Annotated in this window: 23 protein-coding genes; 13 read left to right on the top strand and 10 right to left on the bottom strand. The window is 61.1% G+C overall.

Translation table 11 applies throughout. From position 1 onward, the window contains the following. Positions 1-212 precede the first annotated feature (212 nt). Positions 213-1,667, top strand: a complete 1,455-nt coding sequence (locus D109_RS0103685; protein ID WP_017475726.1) for a TrkH family potassium uptake protein — start codon at positions 213-215, stop codon at positions 1,665-1,667. On the opposite strand, the gene D109_RS0103680 is transcribed toward D109_RS0103685, so the two are convergent. After that, positions 1,624-2,679, bottom strand: a complete 1,056-nt coding sequence (locus D109_RS0103680; protein ID WP_003212986.1) for an AraC family transcriptional regulator — start codon at positions 2,677-2,679, stop codon at positions 1,624-1,626. The two genes, D109_RS0103685 and D109_RS0103680, sit on opposite strands and share 44 nt — an antisense overlap. A 161-nt stretch (positions 2,680-2,840) precedes the next feature. On the opposite strand from D109_RS0103680, the gene D109_RS0103675 reads away from it, so the two are divergent. Together D109_RS0103675 and D109_RS0103670 are read left to right on the top strand one after the other, a co-directional pair. Then, complete coding sequence (locus D109_RS0103675) at positions 2,841-3,152, top strand: DUF962 domain-containing protein (protein WP_017475724.1); 312 nt, start codon at positions 2,841-2,843, stop codon at positions 3,150-3,152. Between the two features lie 35 nt (positions 3,153-3,187). After that, positions 3,188-3,772 carry an HD domain-containing protein gene (locus tag D109_RS0103670; RefSeq protein WP_017475723.1) on the top strand — a complete coding sequence of 195 codons (585 nt, stop codon included), beginning with the start codon at positions 3,188-3,190 and terminating at the stop codon, positions 3,770-3,772. Here D109_RS0103670 and D109_RS0103665 read toward each other — a convergent pair. Beyond that, on the bottom strand, positions 3,769-5,043 hold the full coding sequence (locus D109_RS0103665; protein WP_026077761.1) for an MFS transporter: 1,275 nt from the start codon (positions 5,041-5,043) through the stop codon (positions 3,769-3,771). The genes D109_RS0103670 and D109_RS0103665 overlap by 4 nt on opposite strands. Before the next feature lie 565 nt (positions 5,044-5,608). Here D109_RS0103665 and D109_RS1000000134520 point away from each other — a divergent pair. Together D109_RS1000000134520 and D109_RS0103655 are read left to right on the top strand one after the other, a co-directional pair. Further along, complete coding sequence (locus tag D109_RS1000000134520; RefSeq protein WP_010169883.1) at positions 5,609-5,782, top strand: hypothetical protein; 174 nt, start codon at positions 5,609-5,611, stop codon at positions 5,780-5,782. An 85-nt stretch (positions 5,783-5,867) separates the two neighbouring features. Beyond that, the gene (locus D109_RS0103655; protein WP_017475721.1) at positions 5,868-7,067 is read left to right on the top strand and encodes an MFS transporter; all 1,200 of its coding nucleotides are present in this window, start codon (positions 5,868-5,870) and stop codon (positions 7,065-7,067) included. Here the strand turns inward: D109_RS0103655 and arfB are convergent. Both arfB and D109_RS0103645 read right to left on the bottom strand, forming a co-directional pair. Next, on the bottom strand, positions 7,064-7,477 hold the full coding sequence (gene arfB / locus D109_RS0103650; RefSeq protein ID WP_003212972.1) for an alternative ribosome rescue aminoacyl-tRNA hydrolase ArfB: 414 nt from the start codon (positions 7,475-7,477) through the stop codon (positions 7,064-7,066). The genes D109_RS0103655 and arfB overlap by 4 nt on opposite strands. An 877-nt stretch (positions 7,478-8,354) precedes the next feature. Next, the gene (locus tag D109_RS0103645) at positions 8,355-9,767 is read right to left on the bottom strand and encodes an amino acid permease (RefSeq protein ID WP_017475720.1); all 1,413 of its coding nucleotides are present in this window, start codon (positions 9,765-9,767) and stop codon (positions 8,355-8,357) included. 525 nt (positions 9,768-10,292) lie between these two features. Here D109_RS0103645 and D109_RS1000000134515 point away from each other — a divergent pair. After that, positions 10,293-10,430: a hypothetical protein gene (locus D109_RS1000000134515; protein ID WP_003175756.1), complete on the top strand. Its 138-nt coding sequence runs from the start codon at positions 10,293-10,295 to the stop codon at positions 10,428-10,430. A gap of 77 nt (positions 10,431-10,507) precedes the next feature. After that, positions 10,508-11,467, top strand: a complete 960-nt coding sequence (locus D109_RS0103635; protein WP_017475719.1) for a hypothetical protein — start codon at positions 10,508-10,510, stop codon at positions 11,465-11,467. 210 nt (positions 11,468-11,677) lie between these two features. On the opposite strand, the gene rluB is transcribed toward D109_RS0103635, so the two are convergent. The 6 genes from rluB to D109_RS0103605 form a co-directional block, all read right to left on the bottom strand. Beyond that, positions 11,678-12,928 carry a 23S rRNA pseudouridine(2605) synthase RluB gene (rluB, locus tag D109_RS0103630; RefSeq protein ID WP_017475718.1) on the bottom strand — a complete coding sequence of 417 codons (1,251 nt, stop codon included), beginning with the start codon at positions 12,926-12,928 and terminating at the stop codon, positions 11,678-11,680. 143 nt (positions 12,929-13,071) lie between these two features. After that, positions 13,072-13,263 (bottom strand): DUF1289 domain-containing protein, encoded by a 192-nt coding sequence (locus tag D109_RS0103625; RefSeq protein WP_017475717.1) that lies wholly within the window; start codon positions 13,261-13,263, stop codon positions 13,072-13,074. Positions 13,264-13,394: 131 nt separating this feature from the next. Next, positions 13,395-14,354, bottom strand: a complete 960-nt coding sequence (scpB, locus tag D109_RS0103620) for an SMC-Scp complex subunit ScpB (protein WP_017475716.1) — start codon at positions 14,352-14,354, stop codon at positions 13,395-13,397. A gap of 12 nt (positions 14,355-14,366) precedes the next feature. After that, the gene (locus tag D109_RS0103615) at positions 14,367-15,065 is read right to left on the bottom strand and encodes a ScpA family protein (RefSeq protein WP_172834604.1); all 699 of its coding nucleotides are present in this window, start codon (positions 15,063-15,065) and stop codon (positions 14,367-14,369) included. 120 nt (positions 15,066-15,185) lie between these two features. Next, positions 15,186-15,815 carry an L-threonylcarbamoyladenylate synthase gene (locus D109_RS0103610; RefSeq protein ID WP_003220075.1) on the bottom strand — a complete coding sequence of 210 codons (630 nt, stop codon included), beginning with the start codon at positions 15,813-15,815 and terminating at the stop codon, positions 15,186-15,188. Between the two features lie 13 nt (positions 15,816-15,828). Beyond that, positions 15,829-16,692, bottom strand: a complete 864-nt coding sequence (locus tag D109_RS0103605; protein WP_017475714.1) for a PHP domain-containing protein — start codon at positions 16,690-16,692, stop codon at positions 15,829-15,831. Between the two features lie 87 nt (positions 16,693-16,779). Here D109_RS0103605 and D109_RS0103600 point away from each other — a divergent pair, with 87 nt between their 5' ends. From D109_RS0103600 to D109_RS0103575, 6 genes are all read left to right on the top strand, one after another. After that, the gene (locus D109_RS0103600) at positions 16,780-17,376 is read left to right on the top strand and encodes a septation protein A (RefSeq protein WP_017475713.1); all 597 of its coding nucleotides are present in this window, start codon (positions 16,780-16,782) and stop codon (positions 17,374-17,376) included. Between the two features lies 1 nt (position 17,377). Next, positions 17,378-17,677, top strand: a complete 300-nt coding sequence (locus D109_RS0103595; protein ID WP_017475712.1) for a YciI family protein — start codon at positions 17,378-17,380, stop codon at positions 17,675-17,677. 106 nt (positions 17,678-17,783) lie between these two features. Beyond that, positions 17,784-18,191, top strand: coding sequence for a hypothetical protein (locus D109_RS0103590; protein WP_017475711.1), 408 nt, complete (start codon positions 17,784-17,786; stop codon positions 18,189-18,191). 7 nt (positions 18,192-18,198) lie between these two features. Next, a complete protein-coding gene (locus D109_RS0103585; protein WP_017475710.1) occupies positions 18,199-18,876 on the top strand; it encodes a response regulator transcription factor in 678 nt (225 codons plus the stop codon). Positions 18,877-19,145: 269 nt separating this feature from the next. Beyond that, complete coding sequence (locus D109_RS0103580) at positions 19,146-19,610, top strand: LTXXQ domain-containing protein (RefSeq protein ID WP_017475709.1); 465 nt, start codon at positions 19,146-19,148, stop codon at positions 19,608-19,610. Between the two features lie 65 nt (positions 19,611-19,675). After that, positions 19,676-21,019: a cell wall metabolism sensor histidine kinase WalK gene (locus D109_RS0103575; protein ID WP_017475708.1), complete on the top strand. Its 1,344-nt coding sequence runs from the start codon at positions 19,676-19,678 to the stop codon at positions 21,017-21,019. The last annotated feature ends 3 nt before the right edge of the window (positions 21,020-21,022 follow it).

Genomic DNA, 21,022 nt, shown 5'->3' with positions numbered 1-21,022 from the left:
GCCCTTCAAGGTCCATTAACCACCGCAAAACCCCTGTGGGAGCGGGCTTGCTCGCGAAAGCGGTGGGTCAGCCAATGCATCCGTTGACTGGCACACCGCTTTCGCGAGCAAGCCCGCTCCCACATTTGCCCGGCGTCGCCATCCAGCCCCCGGTTTACTTGCCCTGCACCGCAGGTAGAATGGCGCCTTTCCTGTCACACCGAGCGGACCTCATGGCGTTGCCGACCTTACGGATAATCGGTTTCATTATCGGCATCTTCCTGATCACCCTGGCCATCGCCATGGTCATCCCCATGGCGACCCTGGTCTTCTTCGAACGCACCAGCGACCTGCCATCGTTCCTCTGGGCCAGCCTGATTACCTTCATCGCCGGCCTGGCGCTGGTGATTCCCGGTCGCCCGGAACACGTGCACCTGCGCCCGCGGGACATGTACCTCCTCACAGTGACAAGCTGGCTGGTGGTGTGCATCTTCGCCGCACTGCCGTTCCTGTTGACCCAACACATCAGCTACACCGACTCCTTCTTCGAAAGCATGTCCGGCATCACCGCCACCGGTTCTACGGTGCTCAGCGGCCTGGACACCATGTCCCCGGGCATCCTCATCTGGCGCTCGCTGCTGCACTGGCTTGGCGGCATCGGCTTTATCGGCATGGCCGTCGCGATCCTGCCGCTGCTGCGCATCGGTGGCATGCGCCTGTTCCAGACCGAATCTTCCGACCGCTCGGAAAAGGTCATGCCCCGCTCGCACATGGTGGCGCGCCTGATCGTGGCCGCGTACGTGGGCATCACCATCCTCGGCAGCCTGGCGTTCTGGTGGGCAGGCATGGGCCTGTTCGACGCGATCAACCATGCGATGTCGGCGATTTCCACCGGCGGGTTCTCCACCTCCGATGAGTCCCTGGCCCACTGGAAACAGCCGGCGGTGCACTGGGTCGCGGTAGTGGTGATGATTCTCGGCAGCCTGCCGTTCACCCTGTACGTGGCCACGATGCGCGGCAACCGCCGGGCGCTGATCAAAGACCAGCAGGTGCAAGGCTTGCTCGGGTTGCTGGTGGTGACCTGGCTCGTGCTCGGCACCTGGTACTGGTGGACCACCGACCTGCATTGGCTGGATGCGCTGCGCCACGTGGCGGTGAACGTCACTTCGGTAGTGACCACCACCGGTTTTGCGCTGGGGGACTACAGCATCTGGGGCAATTTCTCGCTGATGCTGTTCTTCTACCTGGGCTTTGTGGGCGGTTGCTCCGGCTCCACCGCCGGCGGGATCAAGATCTTCCGGTTCCAGGTGGCCTACATCCTGCTCAAGGCCAACTTGAACCAGCTGATTCACCCACGGGCGGTGATCAAGCAGAAATACAACGGCCATCGCCTCGACGAAGAAATCGTGCGTTCGATCCTGACCTTCTCGTTTTTCTTCGCGATCACCATCTGCGCCATCGCCCTGGCCCTGTCGTTGCTGGGCCTGGACTGGATGACCGCGCTGACCGGCGCCGCCAGCACCGTGTCCGGCGTGGGCCCGGGCCTGGGGGAAACCATCGGCCCGGCCGGCAACTTCTCCACCCTGCCGGATGCCGCCAAGTGGATCCTGTCGTTTGGCATGCTGCTGGGCCGGCTGGAGATTATTACGGTGTTTGTGCTGTGCATTCCGGCGTTTTGGCGTCACTGACAGGCAGCTCATGCAACCGCGCCCGGTACTCGCCGGGCGTGGCATCGAACCAGCGGCGGAACGCGCGGAAGAAGTTGCTCGGGTCGGCAAATCCCAGCAGGTAGGCAATTTCCAGCAGGGTCATGCTCGGCTGTGCCAGGTATTGCTCGGCCAGTTCGCGGCGGGTGTCATCAAGCAAGGTCTGGAAACTGGTGCCCTCCTCCTGCAAGCGCCGCTGCAAGGTGCGCTGGGACAGGTGCAACGTCTGCGCGACCACCTCGCGCTTGGGCTCGCCTTGCGGCAGCAATCGACACAGTACCTGCCGCGCCTTGTGGGTCACCCGGCTCTCGGAAAACCGCGCTAGGTATTCCCCGGCAAAACGATCGTGCAGCAACGCCATCGCCTCGTTCGCCGTGGGCAACGGCGCCTCCATATCCGCCCGCTCGAAGATCAGCGCGTCATAGGGCGCGTTGAACACCAACGGTGCATGGAACGCTTGCTTGTAGGGTGCCAGGTCCGCCGGTTGATCGCCCTGCACCAGCACCTTGCGCGGTTGCAGAGTGCGCCCGGTCAGCCAGCCGCATAACGCCAGGGCACTGGCCAGGGACGCTTCGGCGCTTTGTCGGGTGGGCGGCAGGTGGTCGCCATGCACCGTCAGAATCAGCGCATAACCTTCGGGTAACAGTCGGAAACTCAGGTCGGCACTTTCAGCAATGATTCGCTGATAACGCACCAGGCGCATGAAACCCTCGGCCAGGGTATTACTGGACATCAAGGCGTAGCCGGCCACATGAAACGACGCCGGGCGCACCACCTTACCCATGTTCAAGCCGATCGCCGGGTTGCCCGACAGCTCGACGGCCCGCTGCCAGAGGCGGGTCATGGAATCCTGGGGGAAGCGTGCATCCGGGTCATTCAGCGCGGCGTAATCCAGGCCAAGCTGCTTGAACAAGGCACGGCAATCCAGGCCGTCCATCTCCAGCGCCTTGACTATCCCCATCGCCCAGCTTGCAGAAGTCGTTCGTTCGCTCATGGCGTTTTCTTAACAAGGAAGGCTGAAACCACAGCCAGGAATCCGAAGGATACTAAAGTGGCATCTATTGTCACTGGCTGTTACCACTGATGACTCTAGACTCAAATAAGCTCCCCGCCGAACATCTGTCGGGCAGAACAATAACCAGAGGGCCGAGAACTGTGGAAAACGTCAGACAATTCAATAGCTTCGCTGATTTTTACCCTTACTATCTGAGTGAACACGGCAACAGCACCTGCCGTCGCCTGCACTTTATCGGCACCAGCCTCGTTATCTTCATCCTCGCGTTCGCCATCGGCAAAGGTGCGTGGTGGCTGCTGCTGGCGCTGCCGGTGGCCGGCTACAGCTTTGCCTGGATCGGCCACTTCTTCTTTGAAAAGAATCGCCCGGCGACCTTCCAGCACCCGCTTTACAGCCTGTTGGGGGATTTTGTGATGTACCGCGACATGATTCTGGGCAAGGTGCCGTTCTAGCCCTGCACCTTAAAAAAACAATAAGAGAGGCTCTGATGAACCAGCAGGCCCGCTTCACCCATATGCAGGATGGCACCCAGGAAGACTGGGCGATCATTGCCAAGGATTTCAGCGCCTACGCCCGGCAACTGCCAACCCGAATCGTGGCGCACCTGCGACTGCTGGAAGGCGACTTCGGCGGCTTCCCGGTGGACCGCCTGACCCACTCGCTGCAAACCGCCAGCCGCGCCTGGCACGACGGGCGTGATGAAGAATACGTGGTCTGCGCCCTGCTCCACGACATCGGCGACACCCTGGGTTCCTACAACCACCCGGACATCGCCGCCGCGATCCTCAAGCCGTTCGTGAGCGCCGAAAACCTGTGGATGGTGGAGAAGCACGGGATCTTCCAGGGCTACTACTTCTTCCACCACCTGGGGATGGACCGCCACCTGCGCGAGCAATTTGGCGATCACCCACAGTACCGGCAAACCATCGAGTTCTGCGCGCAATACGACGCGGCGGCGTTCGACCCGGCCTACGACACCCTGCCGCTGAGCTTCTTCGAACCGATGCTGGCGCGGGTGTTTGCCCAGCCGAAGCACTCCCTCTACAAGGCGGCGATGGAGCGCCAGGGTTAAACCGGCAACAGTGTGCCGCCTTGACCGGTTTGGGTGGCCGGCTCCGGGCCTTTAACCATCTCCCGGGCCACCGTCAGGATGATGATGGCGGCGATGATGTCGAAAATCGCCAGCACCACAAACAGGGGGCTGTAGCCGACCTTGGTCACCAGTACGCCGAACACGGCGGTAAATGCCGCTGCCCCGATAAACCCGCACATCTGCCCGCCACCGGTGGCGGTGGCCACGTCGTTCTTGCCGAATGAGTCCGAGGCAATGGAAAACAGCGCGCCGGACAAGGTCTGGTGGGCGAAACCGCCAACACACAGCAGGGCAATCGCGGTGTAGGCACTGTCCACCAGGCCGATGCACGCCGGGCCGATCATGCACAGGCAACCGAACAGCATCACCAGCTTGCGCGAAGTGAACAGCGAAACCTTGAAGTAACGATGGAACAGCGGGCTCAGGTAGCCACCCAGCACGCAGCCGATGTCGGCGGCCAGGAACGGCAGCCAGGCGAACAGCGCCATTTCCTTGATGTTCATGTGCCGCTCGGTCATCAGGTACAGCGGAATCCAGGCGTTGAAGGTCTGCCAGGCCGGCTCCGAGAGCATCCGCGCCGAGGCGATGGCGAAAAAGTTGCGGCTCTTGAGGATGCGCTTCCAGCTGGCTTTCTTCTGCACGCCTTCCTTGAGGTGAGTCTCCTGGCCGGCTTCGATGTACTCACGCTCGGCCTGGGCCAGCAGACGCTGGTCACGCGGGTGCTTGTACAGCAGTAGCCAAAGCCCACTCCACACCAGGCCGATACCGCCGACGATCAGGAACGCCAACTGCCAGCCGCTGTGCAAAATTGCCCAGACCACCAGTGGCGGTGCCAGCAGCGCACCAAACGACGAACCAAAGTTGAACCAGCCGATGGCGACGGAGCGCTCCTTGGCCGGGAACCACTCGGTAATCGCCTTGACGCCGCCGGGGAAGCCCGCCGACTCCGTCAGCCCCAGGGCGCCACGGGCCACGGCCAGGCTCTGCCAACCGGTGGCGAATGCCGCCAGCGCGCACACTACGGACCAGGAAATGGCGAAGATCGCAAAGCCCATCTTGGTGCCAATCGCATCGATCACGTAACCGGCGATCGGCTGCATCAAGGCGTAGCACACCTGCCAGGCAACGACGATGTGGGAATACTGCTCAGTGGAGATACTCAGGTCGGTCATCAGCGTGGGGGCTGCGACGGACAGCGTGTTGCGGGCCAGGTAGTTAATAATCAGGCCGACCGTCATCAGCCCGACCATCCACCAACGGATGCCTTTGATTTTCATCGCTTCACCTTAATTATTTTTAGATTTGAGGCTTACGTTCTGCGACCGAGCGCACCCGTATTACGGGCGCTATAAAACTGTAACGTCATATGTCATCATACAACTTCTAGCGTTATATTCAGTCCGCACCACGATGTCAATCCGTTAAGGGTGATGTTGTACGATGACAATCGATCCACCTGTGGCGCCACGTCACTTGCGCGGCGGGATGAAGAGGTGTTCATTTTTTGAGATAAAATCTTTCTGTCATTTACAGTGCTGTATCCTGCCCAAGCTTTTTGAAAGCGCGGAATCACCTGCGATTGATAAAACAGATCTTGCGAGGAGCGACGACGATGCACGAAATCCCTAATCTCCCCTTCCCAAGCCTGCGCGAAACTGAGCAGCCAACCCCGCAACAGGCCGGTGCCAGCAAGCCCGAGCCAACAGAGGCAAAACCGGTCGACCGCAAAAGCGCAGACTGAGTGCCGTACCCAGACCGTGTGGAAAGCGTGACATTGCGCGCTTTCCACACCGCCTGAACACCGTGAGCCCCGCCATGACCGACACCACCCCCGATACCGCCCTGCTCGACACTGCCCTGCAGATGGTCGACGTATGGAACCGCCTCACCCCGGAAAAACAGGCCCTCCTGCTCAAGCGCTTCGGCACCCAGGAAAACGCCCTCGCCGCGTTGGTAACCACGCAACTGCTCAACCCCGCCGATCGCTAAAAGTTTGGTTTGCTGCCCCCGCACGCGCCCAGCATCGGTATCATAAGCAGCCTATCTTTTCCTGCTGCGACAGTGGACCTCTCCCATGCCAGATACCCAGCGCCCCATGGCGGTCACGCTGCAAGTCGTTTCCATCGTTCTGTTCACCTTTATCGGCTACCTGAATATCGGCATTCCCCTGGCCGTGTTGCCCGGCTATGTGCACAGCGACCTGGGCTTTGGCGCCGTGATTGCGGGCCTGGTGATCAGCGTGCAATACCTGGCCACCCTGCTGAGCCGGCCCTATGCGGGGCGCATCATCGATAACCGCGGCAGCAAGCGCGCCGTCATGTACGGCCTCGCGGGTTGCGGGTTGAGTGGCGTGTTCATGTTGCTCTCGGCGTGGCTGTCACACCTGCCGGCGCTGAGCCTCACCAGCCTGCTGATTGGCCGCCTGGTGCTGGGCAGCGCTGAAAGCCTGGTGGGCTCGGGCTCCATCGGCTGGGGCATTGGCCGGGTGGGCGCGGCGAATACCGCCAAGGTCATTTCCTGGAACGGCATCGCCAGCTACGGCGCCCTGGCCATCGGCGCGCCGCTGGGGGTGTTGCTGGTCAGTCATTTCGGGCTGTGGAGCATGGGCGTCAGCATCATCCTGCTGGCGGTATTGGGCCTGCTGCTGGCCTGGCCGAAAGTCGCGGCGCCAATCGTGGTGGGCGAGCGTCTGCCGTTCATGCATGTGCTCGGGCGTGTACTGCCCCACGGCTGCGGCCTGGCGCTGGGCTCGATCGGGTTTGGCACCATCGCGACCTTCATCACCTTGTATTACGCGACCCAGCACTGGGACAACGCGGTGCTGTGCCTGAGCCTGTTCGGTGCCAGCTTTATCGGGGCGCGGTTGTTGTTCGGTAATTTGATCAACCGCATTGGCGGGTTTCGCGTGGCGATTGCCTGCCTGTCGGTCGAGACCCTGGGCTTGCTGCTGTTGTGGCTGGCGCCGGATCCTCATTTGGCGTTGGCGGGTGCGGCGTTGAGCGGGTTCGGGTTTTCCCTCGTGTTTCCGGCCTTGGGTGTGGAGGCGGTCAATCTGGTGCCTGCCTCGAGCCGGGGCGCGGCGGTGGGGGCGTATTCGCTGTTTATCGATTTGTCGTTGGGGATCACCGGGCCGTTGGCCGGGGCGATTGCGGCGGGGTTCGGATTTGCCTCGATCTTCCTGTTTGCGGCGATCGCGGCGTTTGGCGGGTTGCTGTTGAGCCTGTACTTGTACCGGCAGGCGCCGAAGTACCGTGAGGAGCGGGAGGCGGCTTAGAAATCAACCTTGCCGCGACCGGCCTTGATGCTGCCGCGTTTGGTTTTGGATTCGAGGCGGCGCTTTTTTGAGCCCAGGGTGGGTTTGGTGGGGCGGCGTTTTTTTTCGACCTTGGTGGCGCTGAGGATCAGCTCAACCAGGCGCTCGAGAGCGTCGGCGCGGTTTTGTTCCTGGGTGCGGTATTGCTGGGCCTTGAGGATCAGCACGCCTTCGCTGGTGATGCGGGTGTCACGCAGGGCCAGCAGGCGTTCCTTGTAGAAGTCCGGCAGGGACGAGGCCGGGATGTCGAAACGCAGGTGCACGGCGCTGGAGACTTTGTTGACGTTTTGACCGCCGGCGCCTTGGGCGCGGATGGCTGTCAGCTCGATCTCGGCGTCGGGGAGGTGCACGTTGTTGGAAATCACCAGCATTTTTTGATCGGGCCTTGGGGTGGAGGGGTAAGGATACGCCAATGTGGTGGGCTGCTGGGGCCTGGGGGCATATCCGTTATTTAGGTAACGGCCGATATGGGTTCCGCCCTTACGGCGGCTCACTTTTGAAAAGCGCAAAAGTAAGCAAAACGCTCTTGCCCCACCACTCGGCTCCTCGCCTAGGCTCGGAGTGCCCTCACTCCGGCTTTGGACCGTGGGCCGCCGCGATGGGCCATCCTTGGCCCAGCGCGGCTAACCCGGCGTCCTGCCGGGTTACCCACGCTCCAAAGCCTGCGTTCGGCCAGCGTGGTTTAACGGGGCGCCTAAGATCAAGATCAAAAGCAAGAGCACAGCGGCCTCCCGGCCGGCTTGAGTGTTTTAGAGCAAAATCAAAAGCTAAAGCGGGCACGGTCAAATGTGGGAGCTGGCTTGCCTGCGATAGCATCAACTGGGTACACCTGATGCACCGAGGTGTCTGCATCGCAGGCAAGCCAGCTCCCACAGAAAAGCAGCTCTGTTTTCGCTCTGGCTTTTGATCTGGCTTTTAACACTCAAGCCGGCCGGTAGGCCGCTGTGCTCTGCTTTTGATCTGCTTTTGATTTTGATCTGCGGGCCCCGTTAACCACGATGGCTGCAAGTAGGCACGGTGGAGCGGGTAAATCGGCAGGGATGCCGATTTAGCCGCGCCGGGCCATGGATGGCCCGTCGCGGCGGCCCGCGGAACCGGGCCGGAGTGCGGGCATGCCGAGCCTAAGCGAGGCACCGAGTGGTGGGGCAAAGACCTTTTGGTTACTTTTGGGGCGTTTGCCAAAAGTGACCCGCTGTAAGAGCGGAACCATAAGCAGCCGTTACCGCAGCAACGGATATGTACTCGAGATCAACCCCGGTTCAAGGCCACCCCCTCCCGAGCCTTACGCCTATTCTTGATCCCGTAGCAAACCCACATAAACACCACCCAAACCGGAATCGCATACACCGACACCTGAATCCCCGGAATCAGCAGCATCACCCCAAGAATAAACACCACAAACGCCAGGCACACATAATTCCCATACGGATACCAAAGCGCCTTGAACAAAGGCACCTGCCCCGTCCGATCCATATGCTGGCGAAACTTGAAATGCGAAAAGCTGATCATCGCCCAGTTAATCACCAGGGTCGCCACCACCAGCGACATCAGCAACTCCAACGCATGCTGCGGAATCAGATAATTCATCAACACCGCCACCAACGTGATCGCCGCCGACGCCAGGATCGACCGCACCGGCACCCCACGCTTGTCGATCTTCGCCAATGCGCGCGGCGCGTCACCCTGTTCGGCCATCCCCAACAACATCCGGCTATTGCAGTAAGTGCCGCTGTTGTAGACCGACAACGCCGCCGTCAGCACCACAAAGTTGAGAATGTGCGCCGCAGTATTGCTGCCCAACATCGAAAACACCTGCACAAACGGACTACCGCTATAGGCGTCACCGGAAGCGTTCAGGGTCTCCAGCAGGCTGTCCCAGGGCGTCAACGACAGCAGCACCACCAGTGCACCGATATAGAAAATCAGGATCCGGTAGATCACCTGGTTGATCGCCTTCGGGATCACCGTGCGGGGCTTGTCCGCCTCAGCCGCAGTAAACCCAAGCATTTCCAGGCCACCGAACGAGAACATGATGATCGCCATGGCCATCACCAGACCACCGACCCCATGGGGAAAGAACCCGCCGTGTTCCCACAGGTTGCTCACCGAAGCCTGCGGCCCGCCGGTGCCGCTCACCAGCAGGTAACTGCCCAGGGCGATCATGCCGACAATGGCGACCACCTTGATGATCGCAAACCAGAACTCGGCCTCGCCGAAGACTTTGACATTGGACAGATTGATCACGTTGATCAACACAAAAAACGCCGCCGCCGACACCCAGGTCGGGATCTCGGGCCACCAGTAGTGCACGTACTTGCCGACGGCAGTCAGCTCCGACATGCCCACCAGGATGTACAAAATCCAGCAGTTCCAGCCCGACAGGAAGCCGGCGAAACCGCCCCAGTACTTGTGAGCAAAGTGGCTGAAGGAACCGGCCACCGGCTCTTCGACGATCATCTCGCCCAGTTGCCGCATGATCATGAAGGCGATAAAGCCACAGATGGCATAGCCGAGGATCATCGACGGCCCGGCGGACTTCAGCACGCCGGCCGACCCCAGGAACAACCCGGTGCCAATCGCGCCACCGAGGGCGATCAGTTGAATATGGCGATTTTTCAGGCCGCGCTTCAGTTCGCCTGAATGCGAGTTGGCTTCACTCATGGAAAGGGTCTCACGCAAGGTTTGAGGGTGCTCATGGAGGGGTGCTGCTTTGGTAACGGGCTACAGCAGCGCCGATCAAACCCCGGTCCAGCGTTTTTTCTTACGGTCATACGTCACCTGTTGTTTTTATCTGTGACGAAATCGAACCCGACGGGCTTGTGGCCAGGCGGAATGAACAAGGCGGATAGCCCTGAAAAAGTGGGATCACAGTAAAACGCGGCGCATTGTACACCGCCAAACCTGTCTGGGCTGACAGGATGCGGTGCGGCGGATAGCAGGGACATTGGGAAAATTCTTTCAGATATCGAGAAATTGACGCAGAGACGTTTCCCACAGAACGACGCAACCAACTGACTGTTTCGTCGACATAAACCAAATCGCGATCAAAACAGAATAAAAAATCCAAATGAAACCGTGTCAATAAAAATTTTGCATTCCCCAACACTCTCTTCTAGGTTCATCCACTTGCCCAGCGCAGCCCGCTGGCAAGCTCGTTCTCAAACAACGTCATCTAGGAGATTCACCATGCAAGCACTGGAAAACGACCTGGAAACCGAACTGCAACTCGACGATTGGTTTGAAGCGCCGACCCACGAGGCCGCCGTTGAAATGATGCAAGCCGATGCCGTCGTGCCGTTCGGCACCGCGATGTGGCCTTTCTGATCTGATCAGGCACCCCGGCAGGTGCGGGACGCCGCACCTGCCACTGCTCCTACCGAAGGCTTTGAAGGAAGGACGTCATGGACAAGGCCCGCGCCGTCGAACATTTTCTCTACTACCTCGCTCATCACCCGGCCCTCACCGGCCTGCACCGCCCCACCATTCTGCTCGGCCATACCGAACGCTACGACGCCATCGCCCACTCGATCACCCAAGGCAGCGCCGCCCGTTTCGACTTCCAGGTACAACGCCTGGACCAGGCCCCCAGCGAAGCACTGGCCAAGGCCATCGAAGCCTGCGACCTGTACATGTTTCTCTACGATTCCTCGACCTTGCCCAACCCTCGTGCCGAGGGCCCGGACTTTATCCGTGCGCTGCAAGGCGTGATGGCCGAGCACTGGAAAAAATCCCTGTTGCTCAAGGACTACGGCGACTATTTCTACGACACCTTCAGCGTCGCCCCACAGCGGATTGCCGACCTCAACGCCACGTTGATCCGGCGCATGTCCCAGGCCAGCGTGCTGAGCTTCACCGACCAGCATGGCTCGCGCCTTGAAGCGCCCATGAGCAGCATCAAGAAGTGGACCAATATCAACGGCGTCGGCAACCACGACCTGGCGCCCGGCGAGATCGCGACCCACAGCGAGGCCATCAATGGCCAAGTCAGGTTTGTGGGCACCTTCCTCAGCACCATTCCCTTTGCGCGCAAATACGGCGTACTGCAATCACCGCTGGAACTGTGGATCGAGAACTCGACCATCTGCACCGTGGCCAGTGAAGTGCCGGGGCTGGCGGATGACTTCAACAAATACCTGAATGCCAACCCGTCCAACCGCCGGGTGGAAGAACTGGGCATTGGCACCAATGAAGGCGTGAAGGACCTGTATGCGCGCAATGCCGGCTTTGAAGAGCGTCATTGCGGGCTGCACCTGGGCTTGGGTGGCGGGCAGAAAGGCAGCCACCACCTGGACCTGATCTTCGCCAGCGGCGTGTTGGCCCTCGACGATAAACCCGTGTTCGACGGGGCTTTCATGTTCTGACACGCCCGCCAAAACAATGGAGATCAACTGTGGGAGCGGGCTTGCTCGCGAATGCGGTGGGTCAGTCACTGGATGTATCAACTGATAGACCGCATTCGCGAGCAAGCCCGCTCCCACAATGGACCTGCTTTGCTCATAGAGCAGGTTCCAAATCCAGACCAAAAAAAACGCCAACCCGAGGGTTGGCGTTTTTATGCAGCGCTTAACGAATCACTGCGGCTTCTTGCGACCAAAACCTGGACGCTGGCCGGAACCGGCCGGTGCACCACGACGCTTGCCCGATGGCGCGTCATCGACCAGCTTCAAGCCCGGGCGCTTTTTCGGCGATGGCTTGGCTGGGCGTTTGGTGCTGGCGCTGTCGTCGGGACGGCCCGCAGCCGGAGCACCACGGCCAGACTCGCCACGGTTACCGCGACCGCCCGTTGGGGCATCACCACCACGACCGGCTGGACGCGGCGCGCGCGGCGCACGTTCGCCATCCTGACGGGCCGGTGCCGAAGGACGACGCTCGCCTTCGATGTGCGGCTCGCGGGAGATACGACCGCCAGTGGCCGGTGCATCCAGCGCAGGGCGCAGGGTGCGGGCAACACGGTCGGTACGTGCCACCGGACGCGAAGATTTACGCTGCATACGCTCGAGCTTGTCTTTGCTCTTGGCGTTCATCTGCGGCATGGCCACCGGCGTCAGGCCGACTTCGGCACTCAGGATGTCGACTTCGTACTGGCTCATTTCGCGCCAGCGGCCCATCGGCAGGTCGGAGTTGAGGAACACCGGGCCGAAACGCACGCGCTTCAGGCGGCTGACCACCAGGCCCTGGGATTCCCACAAACGACGTACTTCACGGTTACGGCCTTCCATCACCACGCAGTGGTACCAATGGTTGAAGCCTTCGCCGCCTGGCGCCTGCTTGATGTCGGTGAACTTGGCCGGGCCGTCTTCCAGCACGACGCCGGCTTTCAGACGCTCGATCATCTCGTCATCGACTTCGCCACGCACACGCACCGCGTATTCACGGTCCATCTCGTAGGAAGGGTGCATCAGGCGGTTGGCCAGTTCACCGTCGGTGGTGAACATCAGCAAGCCGGTGGTGTTGATGTCGAGACGACCGATGTTGATCCAGCGGCCTTCTTTAGGGCGCGGCATCTTGTCGAATACGGTTGGACGGCCTTCCGGGTCGTCACGGGTGCAGATTTCGCCATCGGGCTTGTTGTACATGATGACGCGGCGCACCGATTCGGCGGCCTCTTCACGCTTGATGACCTTGCCATCAATGGTGATTGCATCGTGCAGGTCGACGCGCTGGCCGAGGGTGGCTTCAACGCCGTTGACCTTGATGCGCTTCTGGGTGATCCAGGCTTCTACGTCGCGGCGCGAGCCTACGCCGATACGGGCGAGGACTTTCTGCAGTTTTTCACCTGCGGGGCCGATTTCCTGGCTGTCTTTCTGGTCTTGGTCACTCATCTTAAGCACCTCCCGGTGTGTCGATTCAGGCTGGGCCTGAAGATAGTAAAAGCTGGGCTTTTGGCGAACGCATCGCCAAAGGGTCGCGAATCATACGCGTAAGCCGCGCGTTGCGCATCAGAGACTAGTCGATAAGTGCGGGTTCATTTGCCTTTCCGCCGACCGGTGGCACCCAGCGCCAACAGGCGCAGTTCAGCTTCGGCGAGTACCGTGCGCTTGTCGACCTTGTCGAGTTTCTTCCAGGCACGGATCTCGCGCTTGCTGCGGCCGCAACCCACGCAGATGTCGTCGGTGAATTTGCAGAGGCTGATGCAGGGGTCTTTGGTGGAGCTCATTTGAGTTCTCCTTGCTGCCGACAATCCGAATGTGGGAGCGGGCTTGCTCGCGAATGCAATGTGTCAGTCGCCGGATGCTTGGCTGACCCACCGCATTCGCGAGCAAGCCCGCTCCCACATTTTGTTCTGCGTCAGTCTTCGAATTGGCGGCGTTCGTTTTCGATGGCTTCGGCCAGGGCGCGGGCTTCGTCTTCTTCGTCGCTCAGCGGCGGTTGTTCGAGCGCCGCGACGGCGGCCAGGAGTTTGGCACGGGCTTCGGCGACGCCAAGGATGTCCTCCTCGTGTTCAGGCTCGGGCTCATCTTCAACTTCGACTGGCAGCTCAACCTCAACGTTCAGTTGCAGCGCAGGCTCCTGCTCACCGTCACTGACCGCACCATCACGCAGCAAGTCGTCGAAGTCAGTCTTGATGCCCTGCTCCATGTCGTCCAGTTCCAGCAACAGCGTATGGAAACTGGTTTCGTCCTTCGGCTCTTCCGGCTCGGCGCTGGCGTCGGCCAGCTCCTGCAAACTGGCCGGCACCGGGGCGTCGTCGAAATCCAGGACCGGGTCCGGCTCCATCTCCCGCAGCTCGGCCAGCGGCGGCAAGTCGTCGAGGTTTTTCAGGTTGAAGTGGTCGAGGAACACCTTGGTGGTAGCAAACATCGCCGGTTTGCCGGGCACATCCCGGTAGCCAACGATCCGAATCCACTCCCGCTCCAGCAGCGTCTTGACGATATGACTGTTAACCGCCACGCCCCGCACATCTTCGATCTCGCCCCGGGTGATCGGCTGGCGATAGGCGATCAGCGCCATGGTTTCCAGCATCGCCCGGGAATAACGTTGCGGGCGTTCTTCCCAGAGGCGGCCAACCCACGGCGAGAATTTCTCGCGGATTTGCAGGCGATACCCGGAAGCCACTTCCCGCAGCTCAAAGGCACGACCATCGCAGGACTTGCGCAGAATCTCCAACGCCTTCTTGAACACCGGCGGCTCAGGGCGTTCGGCTTCTTCAAACAGTTCGAACAGGCGTTCCAGGGATTGCGGCTTGCCCGAGGCCAGGAGAAAGGCCTCCAGCAGCGGGGCCAGTTCGCGGGGTTCAGTCAGATTCATCGATTCAGCTCTTTATTCGGCTCGCGCCCGCACGTGGATAGCCGCAAAAGGCTCATTCTGGACCAGCTCGACCAAGGATTCCTTGACCAATTCGAGGATTGCCATGAAGGTCACGACTACCCCCAGGCGCCCTTCTTCTTTGGTAAACAGTTCGACAAAAGGCACAAACCCGCCGCCCTTGAGGCGGTCGAGTACATCACTCATGCGCTCGCGGGTGGACAGCGCCTCGCGGCTGACCTGGTGGCTTTCAAACATATCGCCACGGCGCAGTACTTCGGCCATGGACATCAGCAATTCTTCCAGGCTCACGTCCGGCAGCAGCTTGCGAGCCCGGGCTTCCGGGGCGTCGAGCTTGGGTACCACCACATCGCGACCGACCCGGCTCAGGCCGTCGATGCCTTCGGCAGCGGCCTTGAAGCGTTCGTACTCCTGCAGGCGACGGATCAGTTCAGCGCGCGGGTCATCCTCTTCCGCCTCGATGCTTTCCGAACGCGGCAGCAGCATGCGTGACTTGATCTCAGCGAGCATCGCGGCCATCACCAGGTACTCGGCAGCCAGTTCCAGGCGCACGGTCTGCATCAGCTCGACATAGCCCATGTACTGGCGGGTGATTTCCGCCACCGGGATGTCGAGGATGTTGATGTTCTGCTTGCGGATCAGGTACAGCAGCAAGTCCAACGGGCCTTCGAAGGCTTCGAGGAAGACTTCCAGGGCGTCCGGCGGGATGTACAGGTCCAGCGGCATTTCCATGACGGCCTGGCCGTAGACCATGGCAAATGGCAGTTCCTGCTGGGCGCCCGCCTGACTGTCGACGGTTTCCACGGCCGACATTCAGGCCTCGACCATGAACGGAGCCGGGTCGCCACAACCCACGCGCACCACTTCCGGCTCGCCGTCGGCCAGGTTGATCACGGTGGAGGCCTTGTTGCCGCCGTAGCCGCCGTCGATGATCAGGTCGACGTGTTTTTCCAGCAACCGGCGCATTTCATAAGGGTCGTACAACGGCTCTTCTTCACCCGGCAGGATCAGCGACACGCTCATCAACGGCTCACCGAGTTCGGCCAGCAGCGCCAGGGCGATCGGGTGTTCCGGCACCCGCAGGCCAATGGTGCGCTTCTTCGGGTGCAGCAGCAGGCGCGGTACTTCGCGGGTAGCGTTGAGAATGAAGGTGTAAGGCCCTGGCGTGTGGGCCTTGAGCAGGCGGAAGGTGCCGGTGTCGACCTTGGCGAACAGCCCCAGCTGGGACAGGTCGCTGCAAATCAGTGCGAAGTTGTGGTTCTTGTCCAGGTCACGCAGGCGTCTTACTCGCTCGACTGCATTCTTGTCACCGATCTGGCAACCGATAGCGTAGGAGGAATCCGTGGGGTAGATCACCACGCCACCGGCACGAATGATCTCCACGGCCTGTTTGATCAGGCGCGCCTGGGGGTTTTCCGGATGAATCTGGAAGAATTGACTCACGTGTTCTACCTGTTCAGACGGTGGCAATAATGGGGTCATGTTTGAAGCGACACCAAAGGGGCGGCAAATCTTCCGGGACGGCGCGGTATTCGCCAATCTCGGACCAGCCGCCAGGGCCATGAAAATCACTGCCGGCGCTGACCAGCAGACCAAATTCGCGGGCAAGAATCGCCAGGCTGCCTACCTGCTCGGCGGGTTGATGCCCGTTGACCACTTCGATTGCGTGGCCGCCCGCTCCAATATAGTCGCCAATCAGCTTGCGGCGCTTGCTGCGGGTGAAATCGTAATGCCACGGGTGCGCCAGGCTGACCCAGGCGCCTGCTGCCCGCAGTGTGCCGACGGTGTCTTCCAGGGTGGGCCAGTGTTGCTTGACGTCCCCCAGCTTGCCGGCGCCCAGCCATTTGCGGAACGCTTCGGCGCGATCCTTTACAAAACCTTCACGCACCATCCAGTCGGCAAAGTGCGGACGGGCCGGGGCGTTGCCGCTGTCGCCCAGTTCCTGCTGGATGGCGCGGGCGCCTTCCAGGCCGTTGGGCATGCCCTTGAGGGCCAGCTTGCGGCTTATTTCTTCGGACCGCAGCCAGCGACCATCGTGCAATTTGGCGATGGCCTCCACCAGCGGCGGCGCGTTTACGTCAAAACCGTAGCCCAGTACATGAATGGTTGCGCCACCCCAGGTGCAGGACAATTCAACCCCGTTGACCAGTTGCATGCCCAACGCATTCGCCGCATCACGGGCCTCTGCCAGGCCTTCGAGGGTGTCGTGGTCGGTCAACGACAGGACTCGCACGCCTTTTTCAAACGCACGCGCAACCAGGACCGCGGGCGCCAGGGCGCCGTCGGAGGCTGTGCTATGGCAGTGCAAATCAACATTCACGGGAGTGTGTAACCTCAAGTCAGCTGGCGCTTTCGCTACCAAGGATGTTTGTTATTATGCCGCCACATCCAGCTTCTGGCTCTTACTGTGAAACAATTCATCGACTTCATCCCGCTGTTGCTGTTTTTCATCGTTTACAAAATCGACCCTCGCTCAATCGATCTTGCCGGCCACGAGCTGACAGTCGGTGGCATCTACAGTGCCACGGCGGTGCTGATCATCAGCTCCGTGGTGGTCTACGGCGCGCTCTTCATCTCCCAGCGCAAGCTGGAAAAAAGCCAATGGCTGACCCTGATCGCCTGCCTCGTCTTCGGCAGCCTGACCCTGGCCTTCCACAGCGAAACCTTCCTTAAATGGAAAGCCCCGGTGGTCAACTGGCTGTTCGCCCTGGCCTTTATCGGCAGCCACTTCATCGGTGACCGCCTGCTGATCAAGCGGATCATGGGCCACGCGCTGAGCTTGCCGGAGCCGGTCTGGACCCGCCTGAACATCGCCTGGATCGTGTTTTTTCTGTTCTGCGGCGCCGCCAACCTGTTCGTCGCCTTTACCTTCCAGAGCTACTGGGTGGACTTCAAGGTGTTCGGCAGCCTGGGCATGACCGTGCTGTTCCTGGTCGGCCAAGGGATCTACCTGTCGCGCCACCTGCATGACACCGACCCTACCACGCCGAAAACCGAGGACTGACATGCTCTACGCCATCATTGCCACCGACGTTGCCAACTCCCTGGAAAAACGCCTGTCCGTACGCCCGGCCCACGTCGAACGCCTGAAACAGCTGCAAGCCGAAGGCCGTATCGTGCTCGCCGGCCCGCACCCGGCAGTCGACAGCAATGACCCGGGAGACGCCGGTTTCACCGGTAGCCTGATCGTCGCCGAGTTCGCGTCCCTGGGGGCGGCACAAGCCTGGGCCGACGCTGATCCGTATGTCGCGGCCGGCGTGTATGCTCATGTGCTGGTCAAGCCGTTCAAGCAAGTCCTGCCTTGATTTGTGGTGCGCTGAACCAATTGGCTTCAGCGCACTCCTAAACGCTCATTATTCCCGGTAACCTGCCGACAACGTTCTGAATATTCGTGTGGAATCAGGAGTTCCGATGCGCTTACGTCAGTTGTGTCTGTTGGCAGTGTTAATGATCGGGGCTACGGCCCACGCTGAAGAAACCTCGAACACCGGCAGTTCCACGCCCCTGTCCTTGAGTGCCGGCAGCCAGATCACCGATTTGCAGCAACGTTTGAAAGAAAGCGAACGGCAGCGGGATGAACTGAGCAAGCAATTGCAAAGCGCTGATGCCACCCGGGAAAGTACCCAACTGAGTAAACTGCGCCAGGAGAACCAACGCCTGGTCCAGCAACTCAAAGAAGCACAGGGCGGTGCCTTGCCACGCTGGCTTACCGAGCAACAGCAATGGTTCGTGACCGGTGGAGCAGTCGCATTGATCGCCCTGCTGTGCGGGATCTTCGCCAGTGGCGGGCACCGGCGCCGTCGACAATGGCTAAATTGAGTGAGTCATGAGCGAGCTGTTACTGATAGATGATGACCAGGAGCTCTGTGAGCTGCTGACCAGTTGGTTGAGCCAGGAAGGTTTCCAGGTGCGCGCCTGCCATGACGGCTTGAGCGCCCGCAAGGCTTTGGCCGATGCCGCCCCGGCGGCCGTGGTGCTCGACGTGATGCTGCCCGACGGCAGCGGCCTGGAGCTGCTCAAGCAATTGCGCAGCGACCACCCGGAGCTGCCGGTGCTGATGCTCTCGGCTCGCGGCGAACCGCTGGACCGGATCCTCGGCCTGGAACTGGGCGCCGACGACTACCTGGCCAAACCCTGCGATCCTCGTGAACTGACCGCCCGCCTGCGCGCTGTGCTGCGCCGCAGTCACCCGGCCGCTGTGTCTACACAGCTGGAACTGGGTGACCTGTGCTTCAGCCCGGTGCGTGGCGTGGTCACTATCGATGAACAGGAATTTGCCCTGACCGTTTCCGAAAGCCGTCTGCTGGAAGCCTTGCTGCGCCAGCCGGGCGAGCCGCTGGACAAGCAGGAACTGGCGCAAATCGCCCTGGGCCGCAAGCTGACCCTGTATGACCGCAGCCTGGACATGCACGTCAGCAACCTGCGCAAGAAGATCGGCCCGCACCCGGATGGCCGGCCACGAATCGTGGCGCTGCGTAGCCGCGGCTACTACTACAGCCTCTAAGCACAACACCTGTCCCCTGTGAGAGCTGTCGAGCCTTGGCGAGGCTGCGATGGCATTACCCCGGTGCAACGGATAGACCGCGGTGCCTGCATCGCAGCCTCGCCAAGGCTCGACAGCTCCCACACATGATCTCCCCTGCCGGGATAGTTTTGTCAGCCCCGCCCAAATTCCTCTTTACCCAAGCTTTACCGTCCCCTGACTGCCGCTGACCTTGTTCTCCGTAATCTACTCACATCCGGACTCACCGGAATAGAGACAGGAGAATCACCATGCGCAAGACCCTTATCGCTCTGATGTTCGCCGCTGCCCTGCCCACCGTTGCCATGGCGGCCATGCCAGAAGGCCCGGGCCCGATGGGCGGCCCTGAAGGCCACATGATGGGTGGCCCAGGCCACGGCGGTGAACACGGCATGCGCGGCAAAGGTGGGCCTTTCGGCCAACTGGACCTGAGCCCTGAACAGCGCCAGCAGATCGGCAAATTGATGGGCGAGCAGTGGCACGCTCGCAAAGAGCTGGTCAAAAAGTACCTGGATAAACTCCCGGCCGCTGACCAGAAAGCCATGCAAGACGAAATGGCTGCCGGCAAACAGAAAACCCAGGCCGACATCCGTGCCGTGCTGAAACCCGATCAACAGAAGAAATTCGACGAGATCGTGAAGAAACAAGCCGAGCGCCGCGCCGAGTGGAAGGAATTCCAGGCCTGGAAAGCCCAACAGCCGCAAAAAGCGCAATAATGATCTAGCTTCACTCCCAGCCCAGTGGCCAACGCCGCTGGGCTTTTCCTGTTTGAGGGTTTCTTGTGCGTTCATTGTTCTGGCGCGTCCTAGCCAGCTTCTGGCTGGCCATCGCCCTGGTTGCCGGGTTGTCGATCCTGCTTGGGCATATGCTCAACCAGGACGCCTGGATTCTCAGCCGCCACCCCGGGCTCAATAACCTCGCGCAGGAATGGACGCAGCTCTATGAGGCCCAAGGCGAGGACGCCGCCCAGGAGTTGCTGCAGCAGCGCAAGCGCCAGTACCACATCGACGTGCAAGTGCTTAACGAAAGCGGAGAGCCCGTGGTGCTCGGCACCTTCCCGCGCCGCGCCGCCGCCCTCGAAGCCCGACAAAAAGACAGCCAGGACCGCCATCTGCCCTGGCGGCGCCTGACCGCCGAGTACACCAGTGAAAAAACCGGCGACACTTACCTGCTGATCTACCGCATTCCCCACCCGGAACTGGACGCCTGGCACCGCAACAGCCTGCTCTGGCCATTGAGTGCCCTGGCGATCGCGTTGGTGGTGCTGACCCTGTTCAGTTTACTGGTGACGCTGTCCATCACCCGCCCCCTCAGCCGCCTGCGCGGCGCAGTGCACGACCTGGGCCAGACCACCTACCAGCAGAACAGCCTGGCGCGGCTGGCCAACCGTCGCGACGAATTCGGCGTACTGGCCACCGACTTCAACCGCATGGGCGCCCGCCTGCAAAGCCTGATTGGCAGCCAGCGCCAATTGCTGCGGGACGTGTCCCACGAACTGCGCTCGCCCCTGGCCCGGCTGCGGATCGCCTTGGCCCTGGCAGAACGTGCCACCCCCGAGGCACGGGAGAAACTCTGGCCGCGCCTGACCCGCGAATGCGACCGCCTTGAAGCGCTGATCAGCGAAATCCTGGTACTCGCCCGGGTGGATGCCGACAACGCCAGCGCCGAAGACATCGACCTCAACCCTTTACTCCGGACCCTGCAAAAAGACGCCTTGCTCGGCGCGCCGGACCAACCCGTGCAGCTCGATGCCGAGGCCGGGCTGCAACTCAAGGGCTGGCCGACCATGATCGAACGCGCCGTGGACAACCTGCTGCGCAACGCCCAGCGCTTCAACCCGCCGGGCCAACCGATTGAAATGGACGCCAGACGCCAGGGCGACCGCATTGTGATCAGCGTGCGCGACCACGGCCCCGGCGTGGACGCCGAACACCTGAAGCAACTGGGCGAGCCGTTTTACCGCGCCCCGGGGCAAACCGCCCAGGGCCACGGCCTGGGCCTGGCCATCGCGCGGCGCGCCGCAGAACGTCATGGCGGCAGCCTGATCCTGGCCAATCATCAAGGCGGCGGTTTTATCGCCAGCGTGGATTTACCGCTGGAGCCTGGGGTTGTCATTCAACCCTGATGA

It is taken from the genome of Pseudomonas sp. PAMC 26793, assembly GCF_000313235.1.
Classification (GTDB): Bacteria; Pseudomonadota; Gammaproteobacteria; order Pseudomonadales; family Pseudomonadaceae; genus Aquipseudomonas; species Aquipseudomonas yamanorum.
This window is presented reverse-complemented; position numbering and strand designations above follow the sequence as displayed.

Bases quoted from the DNA above. Each gene is read 5' to 3' on its own strand.
- D109_RS0103685 (WP_017475726.1), top strand. From the start codon at position 213: ATGGCGTTGCCGACCTTACGGATAATCGGTTTCATTATCGGCATCTTC.
- D109_RS0103680 (WP_003212986.1), bottom strand. From the start codon at position 2,679: ATGAGCGAACGAACGACTTCTGCAAGCTGGGCGATGGGGATAGTCAAG.
- D109_RS0103670 (WP_017475723.1), top strand. From the start codon at position 3,188: ATGAACCAGCAGGCCCGCTTCACCCATATGCAGGATGGCACCCAGGAA.
- D109_RS0103665 (WP_026077761.1), bottom strand. From the start codon at position 5,043: ATGGTCGGGCTGATGACGGTCGGCCTGATTATTAACTACCTGGCCCGC.
- D109_RS1000000134520 (WP_010169883.1), top strand. From the start codon at position 5,609: ATGACCGACACCACCCCCGATACCGCCCTGCTCGACACTGCCCTGCAG.
- D109_RS0103655 (WP_017475721.1), top strand. From the start codon at position 5,868: ATGCCAGATACCCAGCGCCCCATGGCGGTCACGCTGCAAGTCGTTTCC.
- arfB (WP_003212972.1), bottom strand. From the start codon at position 7,477: ATGCTGGTGATTTCCAACAACGTGCACCTCCCCGACGCCGAGATCGAG.
- D109_RS0103645 (WP_017475720.1), bottom strand. From the start codon at position 9,767: ATGAGTGAAGCCAACTCGCATTCAGGCGAACTGAAGCGCGGCCTGAAA.
- D109_RS1000000134515 (WP_003175756.1), top strand. From the start codon at position 10,293: ATGCAAGCACTGGAAAACGACCTGGAAACCGAACTGCAACTCGACGAT.
- D109_RS0103635 (WP_017475719.1), top strand. From the start codon at position 10,508: ATGGACAAGGCCCGCGCCGTCGAACATTTTCTCTACTACCTCGCTCAT.
- rluB (WP_017475718.1), bottom strand. From the start codon at position 12,928: ATGAGTGACCAAGACCAGAAAGACAGCCAGGAAATCGGCCCCGCAGGT.
- D109_RS0103625 (WP_017475717.1), bottom strand. From the start codon at position 13,263: ATGAGCTCCACCAAAGACCCCTGCATCAGCCTCTGCAAATTCACCGAC.
- scpB (WP_017475716.1), bottom strand. From the start codon at position 14,354: ATGAATCTGACTGAACCCCGCGAACTGGCCCCGCTGCTGGAGGCCTTT.
- D109_RS0103595 (WP_017475712.1), top strand. From the start codon at position 17,378: ATGCTCTACGCCATCATTGCCACCGACGTTGCCAACTCCCTGGAAAAA.
- D109_RS0103590 (WP_017475711.1), top strand. From the start codon at position 17,784: ATGCGCTTACGTCAGTTGTGTCTGTTGGCAGTGTTAATGATCGGGGCT.
- D109_RS0103585 (WP_017475710.1), top strand. From the start codon at position 18,199: ATGAGCGAGCTGTTACTGATAGATGATGACCAGGAGCTCTGTGAGCTG.
- D109_RS0103580 (WP_017475709.1), top strand. From the start codon at position 19,146: ATGCGCAAGACCCTTATCGCTCTGATGTTCGCCGCTGCCCTGCCCACC.